Here is a 17,145-nt window from a genome sequence, read left to right on the forward strand (position 1 = left end):
TATTGCATGTGAAAAGGTCAAAATTAAAGGATACAGAATATCAAATATTAAAATCATTTATAGAACATTTTCTTCCAATTAGAGGGAATGAAAGGAAGAACTCTGGCAATGAAATAGATTACATATCATCAACCCTTGAATTGGTATTTAAAAAGTATTTTGATTTTAATGTTAATGATGTTGATGTTCTTGAAATTTTTGAAGATTTGAACTATAAAATTTTCACTAAAAATGGGAAATGGGACAGCGAGAACAAATTGATAAAACCAACATCTGGACAAAACTTAATCAAACAATCCAAAAAAGCTTACCAGAACTATGATGTAGCATACATTTACATTGATATCGAACCTAAAACTGTTCGTACATTGAAGCTAACAGTAAAAGAATTACCTGAGAATACATCACCATCGAAAGCGAACGATGTCATTGAAATGACCAATAAAATTGACCTTTTCATAAATAACCTGAAAGTAAAATATTAATTTAACTTGCTTTTTTTTATAGGATCTACGTTTGGAGAAATTGTATTTGCAATTAGTTTTAAGTGTAATTTATTTTTAGAAATAGAGAACTCCATTGCAGTAAACTTTGCAGTTGGGGTATTATATCGGATGTATTTACTGCAAATAAAAATTTTAAAACGTTGTTTTTCAATAGATTGAATATATAGTCAAGAACAAGCGTTTCCTAAACGCTAGATCTAGGTTCGATTCCTAGCGCGGCTACTTTTATCTTTATTTAAGACGTTTAAAAGGGATTTTTGTAAAATTGTACAACAAATTTACAAATAAATGTACAACAAAAATAGCTTGTAAAAAGCTATAATTTTTTACTATTAATTAATAACTAAAAATTAGTTTAATTCTTATTCTTATATCAAATAATTAGTTTATGACGTCATTTTCACCAAAAAAATCTAAATATCAATTTTGACATTCAACCATGATTATATCACTATATGTAACCCTAGCTTAACATAAATCAATATCTCTTTTAATTTGACTTTGTTCAATTATTGACATAGAGAAAAATCCATACTGGTGTCATTGCGAATAATCATAAAATTTAATATTCCATATTTAGAACATAACATTTTTATTGGCTTTCAAAATTAAACATTATAACAAAAGCTCTTCGATTGAACTAACCCCTATTTTATTTAAACACTCTTCTTCATGGTTTTCTATATCAATCATTTCAAATGCTTCAGTCCCCTCTTCAAGTTGAACTATTGCAGTATTTCCAAGTACTAATTCTTTTTTATTTTTATAAATAATTGATTCACCTGCTACATAAAGACCTAGTTTATACATAGACTGAGGTTTAATTGCGACATTTAATCCATTTCCTTCCATTCTAAAACTTGGATATAAAATACCATCAATATCAGACCTTCCACACATAATCTCAGAAAAAATTGCTGAAATTTGATATTCTAAATGATTATTTACTTCTTTTGAAAACTCGTATGCCAATGCCTTATGAAAATTCATTACCGCATCTTGATAATCTTTGGGACTTGCAGAAATTGTTTTATTAAAGTCTTCATACACCTCTTTTGTATATGAATTAACTTTATGATACTCACTATTATGAACTATTGTAATTAAATTTAATGATTCTTTAGCAAGCCACCTTGCAAAAGCTATTTTCCTAACACCTACACTATTTTCATCTCGAACCCAAGGCATTGATTCTTCAACACTAATTAATCTAGCAGAATCAAATTCACCATCAGACGGGCTTTCTCTAGTGGTAGTTGCATAAAACATAGATTGATAAGGTGTACTTGCTCTTTGGTAGGTATGATTTAGTTTTTGTGGCTTGAAGGAGAAGTCACTAACATTTTTAAATCTAGGTTCATTTGGATACATGGGTCTTGCCCGCATTAAAGATTTTCCTTGACCATAATTAGTAACCATAAATGGCAAATGACCATTTTTTCTAAAAAGCTCATTTAATATAGTATAGTAATCATAAGCTAAATTTAGATTACCAAGTATTTTTATTAGCCTATTTAAATACATTTTCCATGTTTGGTTATTATCATGATTTTTTCCTTGGAATTTCTACTGGATAGAATTGTTGGCTTAGTCTCTTATTTAATGATGAGTTTAAAATATCATACCCTAGATCTTTTCTAGCTTCTTCCGAAAAGTCAATAAACAAATCCCAAAGCCTATCATAACTATCGTGAGGGAAAGATGATCTACAATGAAAATGATTCGTAATATGACCCTGAGCCAATAAAGTTATCTCTCTAAACAATTCTAGTTGTTTTTGAGGTAAAGTACTTAAATATTTATAAAATAATAATTCGAGTCTCATAGCTTTTGAAGTATAAGTTCCAGACTCTTTTAAAAAGATTAGCTCCCACTCCTTTTCACTACCATCAAAATTTTGAAAACGTTCTAAAAAATTATATACATCTTGATAGTATGTTCCTATTGCTTCAAGAATTTCTCGATATGCCTCAAACTTGTATTCAAAAATTTTTTCTTGAAAGGTTTTCTTATTTTCCCTCCAATAAACAAGTAGTACACCTATTAAAAATGCAAGCAATCCAATAACAGTTTCCATAAATTAATCTAGTCTTTAGTCTATAATTGAACTAAATGAATTTTGCAATCAGAAAGGTAAGTCATCAAAATCATCATCTGAACCTAGTGAATTAATGGAGGTATCTAATAATGCCATCACCTTCTTTCGAGCAAGCTTTCGTATTATATCAATATCGCTTCTTGAAGTGATTCGTTCACTAAACTTATAAAATTCTAAATAAAAATTGATCTCCTTTACAGAACAATGCTTTAGAAATTTCATCTCATCCTCCACTGCGTCATATTCATCGGAGCCAAAATCGACCATTATTGTTCTATTTTCTGTTTCATCATTCATTCTTGGTGTACCAGATAAAATCTTGTCAATTTTATTGGCAAAATCATCATACTCAAATACCCTTGTTGAATATTCGTCATTGACATTTATTACTGCCTCTAATCCTTCACATTTAAATGAATTGACCAAAGCTTCTAGAATGGTATTTTTTTCGCTTTTGGGGGCATATAGTGAATCGTGGACAGTCAGTATGTCTTTTTCGAAATCTATTGAATCTAGGGCTCTAAAAACCACCTTAGCTTCCATCTGTTGCATCTGATGTGAAAGGATCCTATAGTCTTCTTGTTTTAGGTATTTGATGACCTCAATTACCTGCGGAAATAATTTATTAAATTTTTTGCTTATTATTTTTGAAAAAGAATTTTTACCGAAAATAATCTTGAATATCTGATCTTTTAACTCTGAACGATTTACAACTTCGCATTCATGCATCAGAAGTTCATAAAGCTTTCCAGTACTTGCATTTTTTATGAATACACTTGTTGAACTATCAATATTTTTACCTTGCTTTTCTAATGTTTCTTTGATCACAGAACCTAAAAATATCATCTGACTATTAACAATATCTACAAATGTGAGCTCTTCATTATTGAGCATTAATTTACTTCTTAGGGTTTTAGGTAGATTGCAGAAATTATTGTAAATTCTTTTTCCCCTTTCTCCAACAGTTTGAAAAAGATCGTTTTCCAAAAAATGAATAAATTTCTTTTCAGACTCTGATAGTGAATCTTTATCAATATGGTCGTATTCAAGATTTGATAGGGATCTGTATAATCTACTTAATGTTTGTGTACCATTCTGTACATTAGGTTGATCTATCTTTAGTATTTTTTTTACGAACCTATGCTTATTTTCAAATTGATAAAGTATAGCGCCCTTGTCCTCCACTAGAGAATATCCATTACTCCTTCCACCTGCCAAATAGTTAGAAGATAACTGAACAATACCAATAGTAATTAAGTGATTTAAGATAGAAGAATAATAACTCCCCAAAAGACTTCTTAATATTTCTGAATGTAACCTACATTCATTTTCATTTTTATTGAATACATCATGGGAATAAATCCTATGGATGATATAAAAATATTTAACAAAGTGGTTTTTGATAAAATTCTCTTTAACACCTATTTCTAGAAGTCTTTGATTTAGATTTTCTGGAGAAATAGTGGAGAATAATTCAATTGAATTTTCATTTTTTTTCACTTTAAAGTAAGTGGTTAAACTAAATATAATTTTATACCCATTATTAAAATATAAAAGAACAAGAAGATACTAATTCCTCTCTATCCAGTTTAAATTATTAAATGAATATTTTCAAATATACACATTTTTATTTACAATTATAATATTTTCAATAATTGATATAATTTTTTAATATAAAAATTAATAGATAATTTTATTTTATAACTAAAAATTAATAAATCAATTAACCTATTTTAAATAAGAATTGGTGAATTTCTAAAAAGCATTTTCAGGAATGGATCAAAAGGAAATCTCTTTGGTAGTACAATCCTAATATATAAAATATTATATGTAATATATAATAAATAATATATATTACCTTATGTCGCACGAATACAGAATCTTTAAATGTCGCACGACCAAAAGAAATAATACTTTTTTAAGTGTCTCACGAGTTTCTATGTTTAGATGGAAATTTTAAATGATAAAAAATCAGATTTATTCCATTTCTTGTAAGCACATAAATCACAATATTAACACCTTATGATCAGGATAATTTATCTTAGAGCCTTAGATTTCAATTACACAAAATCTAGATTTTTGGATTTGAAAACATCGTTTAGTCCAAATTCATTCCGTTAATAAATGTATCCACGAAATCCACTATTCGCTTTAAAATTCTGTCGCCTAATTTTTTGCGTTGAAGTAAATTTGGTTTTTCTCCTTCAATGAGTTCTAAAACTTCATCACGGAGTGGATCTCTTTCAGCAAACAGATAATCTTCAATGAGTTTTTCTGTTCTTTCGGCTGATAGATTTTCTTCTTGTACGATTTTAGAAAATTCCTTTTGTTGTTCTTCGTTCCAAAACTCCTCAAAGGCAGTTGTAATGTTGTCGGGGTCGCTTATGACTGGAAGATTCTCTAAAATGAATTTCTCTATTAGCTCTCGTTTGCTTCTTAGCGTAGCTTCTGTACTCAATAAATTGAAAATTTCCTTTTCTGCTTTTGTCGTGTCTTTTTGTGTTTGAGATTTCAGTTTGATTAAAAGCTGAATGATATAAGAAACATTGATTTCGTCACGGTGAATCAACTCCAATTCAAAGTCAACATCTTCTAAGATGGAAACTTTCTCTTTTTGGTGGTTGCTTTTTACTTTGTCGTAAAGGTCAAGGTATTTGCTTTTGAAGTCCTCAAACAATTGCTCGTTCATTTTCAAATCTTCCCATTTGAAGTCTGAAAAGGCTGTGAGAATGTTTTTAATTCTCATCAAGTCACGAAATGCCTTTATGAAATTCAGTTCATCATCTTCGCTTTCAAGGTCGTTAACTGCGTCTGTTGTTGGTGTAACTTCCAACAACTTTTCAAAGGCTTCATCAAACTTGGCGACATAATCTTCATAAGGTTTCATTATGATAACCTCAATCGCTTCTTTGTTGCTGAATAGGGTAATGGCTTCGTCTGTTCTGTTTTTCAGATTTCTGAAAACGACAATATTACCTTGTGATTTCTGCTCATTTAAAATTCGATTGGTTCGGCTGAAAGCTTGAATCAGTCCGTGATATTTAAGGTTTTTGTCCACATAAAGCGTATTCACTTTTTTGGCATCAAAACCTGTAAGGAACATATTCACCACCAATAAAACATCTATCCGATTGTTTACATTTTCGGGTTGGCGTTCTCGGTCTTTCAGTTTCTTTGAAATATCGTTGTAGTAGTTGTAAAAATCCTCACTGGTTTTGGTGGAATATTTTACATCATACAATTGATTGTAATCTTCAATGTACTCGTCCAATTTTTCACGACTGTGGGCTTGCAAGCCATACAAAGCTCTCGGTTCTTCAACTACAGAAACTTCTTCGGGAATAAAGCCATTGGCATCTGCATCATCTTCGTTGGCTGCATAGCTGAAAATGGTTGCAATATTTAGATTGTGTTCTCCTGCTAATTTTTTTCGTTTAAAAATATCGTAATAGCGAATCAATGACTTTACGCTGTCCACGCAAAACATTGCCGAAAAATCCTTGCTGTGTGTTTTTCGGTTGTGATTGTTGATGATATAATCGGCAATTTTTTCTAATCGCTTTTCATCTTCCATCAATTCCTGCGTGTCAATGTCTTCAACTTCAATATCAATTTCGGTTGCTGTGTCTTTTTGCTTGTATCTGCCTACATATTCAACCGAAAATTTCAATACGTTTTCGTCTTTGATGGCATCTGTTATGACGTATTTGTGCAAACAGTCTTCAAAAAGGTCTTTGGTTGTTCGTTTGCCCAATTCGTTTTTGTTGGCATTGTCGGCAAAAATGGGTGTGCCTGTAAAGCCAAACATTTGAGCATTGTTGAAATACTCTTTTATTCTGTTGTGTGTTTCTCCAAATTGGCTTCGGTGGCACTCGTCAAAAATGAAAATGATTCGCTTGTCTTTCAAGTCTGCCATTCTCTTTTCATACTTCAATTTGCTGATGGCTGTATTGAGTTTCTGAATGGTAGTAACAATCAGTTTGGTGTTTTTGGCTTCGCCTTTTTTGTCTTTGTATGTGCCAATAAACTGTTTTACCAAATTGGCTGTGTTATCTGTGCCGTCAATGCAACCATCACTAAAACTGTTGAACTCTTTGGTGGTTTGGTAATCCAAATCTTTTCTGTCCACCACAAAAACAACTTTGTGAACTTCTGGGAAATTCATCAAAATTTGACTGGCTTTAAAACTGGTTAAGGTCTTGCCCGAACCTGTCGTATGCCATATATAACCGTTTTTGTTGGAGTTTTTTACTCGGTCAATCAATGCTTCTACCGCATAAAATTGATAAGGACGGAGTACCATTGGAATTTTATAGGCTTCATTGAGTACAATGTACTTGCAAATCATTTTACTGATGTGGCAAGGCTCTAAAAAAGCATCTGTAAAACCGTTGAGAATATTGGTCAATCGCTTGTTTTCAAAATCTGTCCAATAAAAAGTTTGCTTAAAACTTTGGTTGCGGTTGTTGGCGTAATACTTTGTGTTTAATCCGTTGCTGATGATGAAAATTTGAACGTACTGATACAAAGCCGAATTTGCACCAAATGAATGGCGTTGATAGCGGTTTACTTGATTAAAGGCTTCTTTGAGTTCTAAACCTCTGCGTTTAAGTTCTATTTGAACCAATGGCAAACCGTTGATTAAAATCGTAACATCATAGCGGTTTTTGTATTTTCCTTCTTGGTTTACTTGGTTGGTTACCTGATATTGATTTTGACACCAATGTTCGGTATTCAGAAATTCAAAATAGAGGTTATCTCCGTTATCTCTTACAATGTGTTGTTTTTGGCGAAGCGTTTTTGATTTTTCAAAAATTGAACCTTTGTTTAAGAGATTAATTACCTTGTCAAATTCAGCATCTGAAAGGGAAATTTGATTGTGTTTTTCTAATTGACTTTTAAGGTTTGCTATCAGTGCTTTTTCGTCTGCAATAGGCAGGTAAGCATAACCCAATTTTTGTAACTGGGCAATCAATTGTTCTTCTAATATTTGTTCGCTTTGTTTACTCATTTTATTTCCATAAACCTTGGTTCTGCCAATTGTTCAAAAATCCTAATTTGTAGATAGGTATATTGGGGTTGTTGGCAAAAAGGGTTAATATTTTGCTTTTTATTTGATGATTGGGCGTTACTTCGTTACATAAGTAAACCATTGTGCTTATAATTAGAAAAGGTTTCTTGCTTTGAACTGGGTTTAGCGGTTTGTCTAACCAAATGGAAAGTGGGTTATTCAAATTGGCAATTGGTACTTTTACCATATTTCTACTCCACAACCTGGAATGATGGGCAATAATGTTTCTGACATAAGTAATAGCTTCTAACCAACTTGAAAGTTCGTTATGAAGGTTCAATCCCATTTCATTTGCAATCGTTGCTTTTTCGGGCAATTGGTGTTTCAAATTTTTGTAAAGCTTTGATAATGTACCCATAGAAGCTACTTCCATTATTTTCCAAGCATCTGCATCCTGATTGGGATATCTTCGTCTTTGGTCTTTGATAAAAATTTCCTGACTTCTGAAAAATTCCTTTTTGAGTTCAAGGATGGTGTTTTGATAAATTGTTATGTTTGGGTCTGATGGTAGAGGCGTAGTTTCAAATAGATTTGGGTTCAAATACCATAAACCACCATACGACATTGAAAGGTGGTAAATCATTTTGGTGCGTAGGGCAATTTCTATGCGTTCAATAGCATCAAATAGAATCAAACGCAGGTGCCTGTCAAAAGTATAGCGGTCTAATATATCTTCAAAGTAGGTGTTGGGTTTTAATGTATGAAGCGTATAATCGGCTTGCATATCCCACCAATAACCTTTGAGACGGTAGTAGCTGATGTTTTCTAAAAAATGGTGTGCAGTAGGCTCATCCTTGAAGAGCATTCCTCGCTGTTTGAGCAAGGCAATTTGGTCAGCTATGGAGTGTGGAACTTTATTTGCCATAGCTATAAAAAAAGAATGACCCGCTAGCAGATCTTACGGTATGCTGAACGGGTACTGTTGGTGCAAAGGTACAACTATTTTTGAATTCTGTAAACATTTTCAAACTATTTTTTCTATTTGTTGCCATATCAGTCATTTAACTAGCAGAACATTTTTTGTAAAAGTCCTTTTTTCCAAGTTTCAACTTTTGAAATCTGTGCTTGAATGTTATTGATTTTTTCGTCAATTGCTTGGATAAATTTTGAAATTAATTCCTGTTCTTTAATAGAGGGAAGAATAACCTCTATGTTTAAAAATCTATCCATATCTAAATTTCTCCTAACCACACTTGCTCCTTGAACTGATGCCTGCTCATATTCAAACAACATATTAGGAGTTAAAAGAAAATATTGGCAAAAGTCTGGAATTGCTTCATTTCTCGAAAATGAAAATATTTTATAAGAAGGAGAAACAATTCCTATTTCAAATTCCAAATTTACATTAATATTACCTAGCCATAGATTTTGAGGACTAAATACTAATTGTCCTTTTCTTAAAATTTTGTAGCCCTTATTGTTCTTGCTTGCAATATCTCTAGTAAAATATTCATCTTGATTAAAAAGTCCTTTGGCCGTTGATGACAAAATTCTATATTGATTAGATTTATTAGTTCTTTCATTTGATTCAATCAAAACATCTCCCAACGTTTTCACCTCCCAATCAGGAAATTCATTTCCATTTTCATCTTTAAAGCGTAACTCCTGCGAAAAGAGTTTTTGCATTACGCCTTTTTTTATTGCTCCAAAAGAGCTTTTTTCTTTTTGAGGGCTTGGAGTTTTTCATCTACTGCTGTGAAGAAATTGGCGATTTTGGTTTGCTCGGAAATTTCAGGGAAAAGCAATTTTACAGACGATAATGTTTCTTGTCCAACATTATACCTTGTACTTCCTCCTGATTTAGAGGTAATAGAATCTCTTGATGCATCAGTTTTGAGTAACTTGTTTAAAAACATTGGGTCATATTCACCAATTTTTCTTCCACGTATTACAAAGCCACCAAATGTTGCGGTATGTTCTTTATCAAGATAAACAGAAGCGGAACCGACTTCTTCTCTAGTTTCAGAACTTCTCTGAAATAAAATATCTCCATAATTAACAGGGTATTTGTCAACAATATTTTTTTCTACATCTACACTTCCAATAATTCTATCGTGGATAATAAAATCATTATTAAGAATGTCTAAAACATTGATAAACTTAACGCCTTTTCCATATTGCTCTTTGGATGCGTTTATCCCATTTTTGAATTCCAAGAGTTCGCCCAAACTTTTTTCAGCCCAAACTTTTTTGAATTCAGGGAAACGTAATTTTGGTATATTTTTTAAATTCCCCATCTTCTTTTTATGTAAAGTAAGTTTCCGTTCTTCGGTTGGTAGTTCGGGTAACATTCGTTTTGGAAAATTCTAAAAGTATTCGCAGATTTTTCAATCAAGTTGTATTCCAATAAGTACATCAAGGCAATGGATGGACTTCGTGACTCACCCAAACTACAATACACGAAAACTTCGTTGCCATTGCTCAAATTTTGATGTATAAAATCCAATGCAGGATTAATCATTGCATCATTAACATATTTAGGGTCGTCACCATCAATCATATTCAAGTAAATGGCATCTTCATCACGTCTAAATAAATAATGTGGGTGTCTTGGGTCGCAACCTCTTCCTTGCCAACCCACCATAGATTGATGTGTAACAAAACCATTGGCTCTATTCAAGGCACAAACGATTTTCATTCCTTTGTTTTTGGCAATGGTGTATTGTTCTTTTACGCCAACAAATAGTGGTATGTCTTTAATTTGCTTCATTAGAAAGGCGTTGAAATATTTAATTCTTTACAAAAATCGGCAATGGATTTATCTGTTTCCTTTATGCTTTCATCAATGGCTTTAATTTCATTGGCAATGGCTTCAATATCAATCTCCGCTTCTGCTTCAAAAGTGTCTACATACCTAGGAATATTCAGATTATAATCGTTTGTGGCAATTTCTGTTAATAAGGCTCTTTTGCTGTATTTCTCCGTTTCGGTTCTGTTTCTGAACGTGTCAATAATTTTATCAATGTGTTCGTCACGCAATACATTTTGCGTTTTAACTTTTTCAAAATCGCTACTTGCATCAATAAATAAAACATCTTCAGGATTTTCACGACATTTTTTAAAAACCATTATACAAGTGGGAATACTTGTACCATAAAATATATTGGCAGGTAAGCCAATTACTGTATCTAAGTAGTTTTTGTTTTCAATCAAGAATTTACGAATGTGTTGTTCTGCTCCACCTCTAAACAATGCACCGTGTGGCAATACAATTGCCATAGTTCCATTTTCAGCCAAATGGTAAATCATATGTTGCACAAAGGCAAAATCTGCTTTACTTGCAGGAGCTAATTTTCCGTATTGGCTAAAACGGTCATCACTTGTGAAAATAGGGTTCGCACTCCATTTGGCAGAAAAAGGCGGATTGGCAACAATGGCTTCAAAAGGCAAGTCTTCTATATGTTGCGGATATTCTAAAGTGTCTTCTTGCTTAATGTCAAACTGGCGATAATGCACACCGTGCAGAATCATATTCATTCGGGCAAGGTTGTAAGTTGTACGGTTCATTTCTTGTCCGTAAAACATTGCCACGTCTTTAACTTCTCGGGCTACACGCAACAACAAAGAGCCTGAACCGCAAGTAGGGTCGTAAACCGATTTTAGTTTTTGCTTTCCTGTGGTAACAATCTTTGCCAATATTTTAGAAACCTCTTGTGGTGTATAAAATTCACCCGCTTTTTTCCCTGCACCGCTGGCGAATTGTCCAATCAAATATTCATAAGCATCACCTAAAACATCTAATTCCGTGTTCTCCAATTTGAAATCAATCTTGTCAAGGTGCGTTAGCACCTTTGCAATAATTGTATTTCTTGCCTCGGGTGTTTTACCAAGTTTGGTACTGTTCAAATCCATATCTTCAAAGAGGTTGTCAAAGTCCTCTTCGCTGTCAGTACCCATTGTACTCAGCTGTATGTTGGTCAGTATTTTTTGAAGGTCTTCAAGTATGAAATTTGTTTTGCTTTCGTCAAACTGGTCAATGTCTTCATTGTTGCCCATTCCTCTTTTAGCCACTTCGGTAAAAAGTTCTTCGGGTCTAAGGAAGTAACCCAATTTTTCAAGTGCTTCTTCTTTGATTGCTTCCAAAAAGTCGTTGGCTTGTGCTGTTTTTGGCGTTATTTCTCGAAACTTGATTTTGTCTTGCTTCAAAATAACATTAGCGAAAATTTCCATTTTCTCGCTCAGGTATTTGTAGAAAATGAAGCCCAAAATATAGTCACGGAACTCGTCCGCATTCATTTTGCCTCTCAGCGTATTGGCTATATTCCAAAGTTGTTGTTCTAGTATCTTTTTCTGGTCTTCACTCATTAAATATTTCCTTTACTCATTTCACATTTTAATTTCTTTTAAAAAACTAAAAATAGGTAGAAAAAAAGTGAAGTAAATTAGTTAAAATATAAAAATCCAAAAACAATATAAAATTTGGAATTTTTTTTGTGATAATTAAGGATGAAATTCATTGACTTCCACTTTTTGAGTTGTTCATCAAAACATTTCGTCTGAGTGTTTAGCAAAAAATTTTTTTGATCTTGTAAATAAGGGAAGTTACAAATAGGGTAAAATCACTTCAATCAAAAATGAACAATACATAGCATAGTGGATCTGATAAAACAATAAAAAATCTGTAAACTAGGAGGAACTTATTGACTACATTATAATGAATTTTAGAGTTTTAATAAGGTCTAAAGTATAGATATAACGAAATTAGCCGAAACAAAATAGAATCGGCTAATTTTGAATATTGAAAATCCCAACTACTTTTAATCTACATCATTTATTTTAAAAACTTCATTTTGAAGAAAATTTTCAAAACACTCATTTAATATAGAATTTTCAACTTCTATTAATGTAAAGTCTTCATCATCACACTCTTCTAAATGTATCAAAATTGAATGCCTTTTATCATGAATCCAATCAATCAACATAAAAGGAAGCTCAGGACAATCATAGGTGAAATATTTAGTTCCAAAAGCGCCACTATAATATGTAGTTGAGTAGTCATAATCAACCTGAAGTTGGTGTGTTCCTAAGGTTTCAAGTAATAAACTAAACGTTGAATTCAAAACTTCCCTATTAATTTCGTCGTCATGTAAACTATTTGGATAATATAAGCCAGAATCAAATTGGTCATTTTCATTAAGCTCATAATGATAAAGTGAATACATATTTCCGCTTATTCTGGTTTGTCCAATTAGTTCAAGCTCATTATGGTGTAATTTGATTTTTTCCATTTTTTTTTAATTTAAATTATATTTCTCAAAATTATTTAAAAAAATTTTATTCTGAAAATTAATCCATATATAATTACTAAAAAGTTATTTATACTATTTAACTTAATTAATATTCTGTTTTTTTACTATATTTAAAAATATTATTCTATAAATAAATTATGTAATTTATTTAAACTACATAAGTGATTCTACAATTGTTAAGTTGATTAATAGGGAACAGAAATAGTTAAAAGACCCAGTTTAAATATTAGGAATTATTACAAAAAACTATAAAATTTTATAAAAATATTTTTGCCAAATTCTTTTTTAATCTAAAATTTTTATAGTTAAAAAATAATATGAATGAATGCACTATATGCACTGTAAACCCTCTCCCCACAGGTGGGTGCATGGGCGGGATACCTTGTAGATTATATAATAATCACAATTTGGGCTTTGTCAGTAAGAGTTTTTTTACTTTCAAAATTGTTGTATTACTACAGTTAGCATTTTCCGCTATCTCACGAACTGTATAACCGCTATTGATATCTCTTATTATTCTTTTGATTTTTGGCTTTTTTAAAAATTGTTCAACTGATTCTTTTGAATTCACGACTCGTCCTGTATACTTACCTTCAAGTTTTGCTTTTTCAATTCCTTCTATTTGCCTCTCTTTTATCAATTTCTTTTCAAAGTCACCCATAATTGATAAAATGGATAACATCAAATCTGAAAATATGTTGATACTACCATCTTCATTCAAGTTTTGAAAACTAGGATTTCTACATATTATTTTAATACCATATTCAGTCAATTGCTTCCAGACATCCAAAACACTAAGTGTGTCCCTTCCAAGCCTATCAATTGAATGAATTGTTAGGGATTCTAATTGCCCATTATCAATAAGCTTCCGAATCTGTTTCCCTTTAGGCCTGTCAAAAATTGGTATAGATCCAGAACATTTATCAGCAAATACGAAATCAAATCCACTTAAATTATCTAACTGCCTTGCGTCATTCTGATCTAATGTCGATACTCTTGAATAAAAAACATTCACTTTTTTGTTACTATTCATAGGTGTATAATTTATACCCTAAATTAGTAACAATAATTTGATTAAACAAGGATATTAGATATTTAGGAATAAAGATTTTGTTACTATTTAGAGTATACTCTAATTGTGTAACATTTGAAAAAAATACTATTCCCCTTTTAAGATTTACTCTGATTATTTTTATCAGCAATATCAATAATTTTTTGTTTTTCCTGAACGGTCACATTTTTCTTATAGTGATCAAGAATATCAGTGTTTACATGTCCTGTGATTTTAATTATGTCAGTATCTTTAGTTCCACCATCAACAAGATAATTAACTAATGTGTGTCTCGAATAATACTGAGAAATACATTTTTTTAGAGGTATATAATTATAAACTGTCGCTTTGGAATTGATTTTATTCACAACGTGTTCAATCTTTCGATTAAAATTTAATTCTTCTGCAATTTTCTTCAAATTTTCATTGTACTGACGAGAATTCATCTTAATCTCTGGTAATATATAATTGTACCTCGTTAGAACTTCTCTCAAATATTTAAATTGACCATTAACATTCTTTGATTTTGTTTTACTATGCTTGACTTCAAAATAGGTTATTCCCTTATGAACCTTAATAGCCACAAGGTCTTTTTCTATACTTCGATTGCCACTAGAGAATGTTTGAATAAAAAAAAGATCTCTAGTTAAGTTTAATTCTTCATTATCACTTTTAAAACCGCTCATTATTTCAAGCTCTTCTACATTTAAATAATGATCTTTTTGAGTCTTAACTTGCTCATAATCCGCTTCAATATTTTTAAGAGAATTAATGTCAAAATCGTCTAAATCCAATTTGGGTATGGAGTCAAAAAAAGTGGTTTTCTTTCTAAGCGTTCTAAAATATTTTTTAAATTTTTTAATTTGGTCAACGTAACTTTCCAAACTATAAATCTTGTTCCTATGTTGATTTTCGATTATTAAATCTTTATAATCGTACAATTCTAAGGGAGTATAATTTCTTATTTTTCTAGTATCTAAAAAACCATAATTTTTCAGATGCAAAAAATAAGATTTAACCCATTCGTGATTGAGGTCTTCTACTCTATTTGAAGCTCCAGTCAGAAAGATAAATTGGGCAACTCGCAAGACTATCTTTCCATCATATTTTGTCAAGTAACGACTATCATTAATTCTTTTGAGAGTCCAATAATACCCAAATGCATCTATAATTCTTGTGTAATCATAATAACCAGTGATTTTGTATTGAGCATCACAGCGATCTAAGTTATTTTCGATATTACGAGCTTTATTTAATTCTTCTTTTTTTCGATTATGTTCCTCAGCTAGTATAAGGAGGGTTCCAACTTGATCTTCTTGAAGTATCTCATCATTACCAATTTGCAAATCATCAAGGCTATTTGCTATACCAATTAATTGATCGCCACTATATTCACTTATTTCCTTTTCAGATAATTCATATGAAAGCAAATGTTTGATTTTTTCTATTTCGTTTTCTTTAGTTATATCAAATGGCTCCTGAATGTAAAGATTTCGAATTGATTTGGGTGTAATAGGAACATTGTTGTTTTCCAAAAAAAAGAGAATCTCTTTGTATCTGTGTTCTGCCACATATATAATTTTCTTATTGTTTTTCGACAAATTATTCCAAAAATCTAAGGATAATGAAAGCTTCTTTTTTTTACCCGCAACTTTATATTCTATAGGAAAATCATATTGAAATTTTAAATCACGGTTACGAATTTTCAATTTTATCTGAAAAGTACCATCCTTTTTTTTTCTTTTGTGCCGAAATAAGCTAATTGTCCATGCCATAGTTTATGATTTATACAAATGTACAACATTTAAAAACAAAATTATACAACACGTACACCCCTTTTTAGCCAAATAAGGGCTATTTTGGATAACATAAGGCTTCATTGTAGCCCTAGCGCGGCTACTACTATTGTTTCAAAGTATTTTTTCAACAAACATGAATGATGTTTACTACACATACGCCCTTAAAAGTCGATATGATGACTATTTTTATAAGGGTCATTGCAAAAATTTGCTCAGCATAGTGCAGGAATGACTGAATCTATAAGACCCTATATTCCTTTTCAAATTGTTTATTTTGAGCAGTTTGATCCTCTTATTGATGCAATCAAAATCATTTGAAGCATCGTGAAATCGTGGATTCTAAGAAGCTCAATAAGAATAAAAAAATCTACTATTTATTCTAGCTCCACTCAATTATAGACTTCTATAACTTCTCTGGCGCAAGAGATTCCTGTGTAATCCTCCATTTTTCCTTATACACAGAGGAGTATACCAGTTCCCACGTCAAACCAGTTTCATAGAGTCGGTTCATTTCTGATCGAAGTAAAATTGACTCTTCTACATCGTCTTCTATTTCAAAAATAGAAATAGCTTCACCAGCTGGAACTAACATACCAGGATAAATATTTGAATGAAGCAAATAATTTAACTCACGAATAGTATCACTCTTATCAAAAACAAAACCAACCAAATCCTTAAAATTGGATTTCTCTCCAGCATAGAAAATATTGACCTCTTCTAATATTGCAGGGCCTATTCCATGATTTGCCAATACGACTTTGTAATTTGGGGTATAAGATCCCCTATTAGAAACACTTATATAAGGCATGGAAGACAATAACTGTTGCTCCCTAAGAATCTTAGTCTGATAGATCAACACTAAAAAAGTCATAAAAGAAATAAATATAGCTGAAACGCTAAGAATCTTATTTACGTCCCAAAATTTACTACTAAGTAATTTAGGACTAGATAGATTTTTTTTCATAAGATTTGCTTTGGGTGATGCGCTAATTTATTGAACTTAAATGAAAAACTAATATAAACTATCACTATCCATCTAATTATTTAAACACACTTAAAAAGTTATATATTCTGTAGAAATGGTCTTTAGTAAACCTTATTTCTAATATAGATGCTTCTAATCTGTCAAATTCAATATCGTATTGATATCCTTGATATGCCCAAAAAGTAGCAGAATGTCCCCTTCTTCAATCACGGTATTGGCTGTGACTACTCCAGTAACCTTCTTAGATTTTGATTTTACTCCGAAAATATTCAACTTCTCTTCCATTTTAATCAAGCTCAAGATATTGATATTATAATCTTGTCTAATTTTTGTCTCTGAAATGGTCAAGCCCACATACCTCTTAGGTGTCTGAACTTCAATGATGT

15 protein-coding genes are annotated in these 17,145 nt (G+C 31.4%); 1 reads left to right on the forward strand and 14 read right to left on the reverse strand.

The features are described 5' to 3' along the window. Positions 1–8: 8 nt before the first annotated feature. Positions 9–485 (forward strand): hypothetical protein, encoded by a 477-nt coding sequence (locus MM239_RS12370; RefSeq protein WP_241348558.1) that lies wholly within the window; start codon positions 9–11, stop codon positions 483–485. Between the two features lie 636 nt (positions 486–1,121). Here the strand turns inward: MM239_RS12370 and MM239_RS12375 are convergent. From MM239_RS12375 to MM239_RS12440, 14 genes are all read right to left on the reverse strand, one after another. Further along, complete coding sequence (locus MM239_RS12375) at positions 1,122–2,030, reverse strand: hypothetical protein (protein ID WP_241348559.1); 909 nt, start codon at positions 2,028–2,030, stop codon at positions 1,122–1,124. Between the two features lie 19 nt (positions 2,031–2,049). Further along, a complete protein-coding gene (locus tag MM239_RS12380) occupies positions 2,050–2,583 on the reverse strand; it encodes a hypothetical protein (RefSeq protein ID WP_241348560.1) in 534 nt (177 codons plus the stop codon). Between the two features lie 48 nt (positions 2,584–2,631). After that, positions 2,632–4,104, reverse strand: a complete 1,473-nt coding sequence (locus MM239_RS12385) for a hypothetical protein (protein ID WP_241348561.1) — start codon at positions 4,102–4,104, stop codon at positions 2,632–2,634. 598 nt (positions 4,105–4,702) lie between these two features. Further along, a complete protein-coding gene (locus tag MM239_RS12390) occupies positions 4,703–7,615 on the reverse strand; it encodes a type I restriction endonuclease subunit R (protein ID WP_241348562.1) in 2,913 nt (970 codons plus the stop codon). 1 nt (position 7,616) lies between these two features. Beyond that, entirely contained in the window at positions 7,617–8,540 is a 924-nt protein-coding gene (locus MM239_RS12395) for an Abi family protein (protein WP_241348563.1), read from the reverse strand. A 140-nt stretch (positions 8,541–8,680) separates the two neighbouring features. After that, the gene (locus MM239_RS12400; RefSeq protein WP_241348564.1) at positions 8,681–9,301 is read right to left on the reverse strand and encodes a restriction endonuclease subunit S; all 621 of its coding nucleotides are present in this window, start codon (positions 9,299–9,301) and stop codon (positions 8,681–8,683) included. Positions 9,302–9,312: 11 nt separating this feature from the next. Then, complete coding sequence (locus MM239_RS12405; protein WP_241348565.1) at positions 9,313–9,912, reverse strand: restriction endonuclease subunit S; 600 nt, start codon at positions 9,910–9,912, stop codon at positions 9,313–9,315. Then, positions 9,900–10,385: a dual specificity protein phosphatase family protein gene (locus tag MM239_RS12410; RefSeq protein ID WP_241348566.1), complete on the reverse strand. Its 486-nt coding sequence runs from the start codon at positions 10,383–10,385 to the stop codon at positions 9,900–9,902. The genes MM239_RS12405 and MM239_RS12410 overlap by 13 nt, the downstream gene beginning before the upstream one ends. After that, the gene (locus tag MM239_RS12415) at positions 10,385–11,980 is read right to left on the reverse strand and encodes a type I restriction-modification system subunit M (RefSeq protein ID WP_241348567.1); all 1,596 of its coding nucleotides are present in this window, start codon (positions 11,978–11,980) and stop codon (positions 10,385–10,387) included. The genes MM239_RS12410 and MM239_RS12415 overlap by 1 nt, the downstream gene beginning before the upstream one ends. A 452-nt stretch (positions 11,981–12,432) precedes the next feature. Beyond that, positions 12,433–12,903 carry a hypothetical protein gene (locus tag MM239_RS12420; RefSeq protein WP_241348568.1) on the reverse strand — a complete coding sequence of 157 codons (471 nt, stop codon included), beginning with the start codon at positions 12,901–12,903 and terminating at the stop codon, positions 12,433–12,435. 421 nt (positions 12,904–13,324) lie between these two features. Further along, entirely contained in the window at positions 13,325–13,957 is a 633-nt protein-coding gene (locus MM239_RS12425; RefSeq protein WP_241348569.1) for a recombinase family protein, read from the reverse strand. A gap of 137 nt (positions 13,958–14,094) precedes the next feature. Further along, the gene (locus tag MM239_RS12430; protein ID WP_241348570.1) at positions 14,095–15,750 is read right to left on the reverse strand and encodes a site-specific integrase; all 1,656 of its coding nucleotides are present in this window, start codon (positions 15,748–15,750) and stop codon (positions 14,095–14,097) included. Positions 15,751–16,177: 427 nt separating this feature from the next. After that, entirely contained in the window at positions 16,178–16,738 is a 561-nt protein-coding gene (locus MM239_RS12435) for a hypothetical protein (RefSeq protein WP_241348571.1), read from the reverse strand. 153 nt (positions 16,739–16,891) lie between these two features. Beyond that, the coding region (locus MM239_RS12440; RefSeq protein ID WP_241348572.1) for a TrkA C-terminal domain-containing protein at positions 16,892–17,145 on the reverse strand (254 nt) is incomplete at its 5' end.

This window comes from Belliella filtrata, assembly GCF_022549775.1.
Taxonomy (GTDB): domain Bacteria; phylum Bacteroidota; class Bacteroidia; order Cytophagales; family Cyclobacteriaceae; genus Belliella; species Belliella filtrata.

Coding starts and splice junctions, on each gene's coding strand:
- MM239_RS12395 (WP_241348563.1), bottom strand. CDS start 8,540: ATGGCAAATAAAGTTCCACACTCCATAGCTGACCAAATTGCCTTGCTC.
- MM239_RS12390 (WP_241348562.1), bottom strand. CDS start 7,615: ATGAGTAAACAAAGCGAACAAATATTAGAAGAACAATTGATTGCCCAG.
- MM239_RS12435 (WP_241348571.1), bottom strand. CDS start 16,738: ATGAAAAAAAATCTATCTAGTCCTAAATTACTTAGTAGTAAATTTTGG.
- MM239_RS12405 (WP_241348565.1), bottom strand. CDS start 9,912: ATGGGGAATTTAAAAAATATACCAAAATTACGTTTCCCTGAATTCAAA.
- MM239_RS12380 (WP_241348560.1), bottom strand. CDS start 2,583: ATGGAAACTGTTATTGGATTGCTTGCATTTTTAATAGGTGTACTACTT.
- MM239_RS12415 (WP_241348567.1), bottom strand. CDS start 11,980: ATGAGTGAAGACCAGAAAAAGATACTAGAACAACAACTTTGGAATATA.
- MM239_RS12425 (WP_241348569.1), bottom strand. CDS start 13,957: ATGAATAGTAACAAAAAAGTGAATGTTTTTTATTCAAGAGTATCGACA.
- MM239_RS12410 (WP_241348566.1), bottom strand. CDS start 10,385: ATGAAGCAAATTAAAGACATACCACTATTTGTTGGCGTAAAAGAACAA.
- MM239_RS12430 (WP_241348570.1), bottom strand. CDS start 15,750: ATGGCATGGACAATTAGCTTATTTCGGCACAAAAGAAAAAAAAAGGAT.
- MM239_RS12400 (WP_241348564.1), bottom strand. CDS start 9,301: ATGCAAAAACTCTTTTCGCAGGAGTTACGCTTTAAAGATGAAAATGGA.
- MM239_RS12420 (WP_241348568.1), bottom strand. CDS start 12,903: ATGGAAAAAATCAAATTACACCATAATGAGCTTGAACTAATTGGACAA.
- MM239_RS12375 (WP_241348559.1), bottom strand. CDS start 2,030: ATGTATTTAAATAGGCTAATAAAAATACTTGGTAATCTAAATTTAGCT.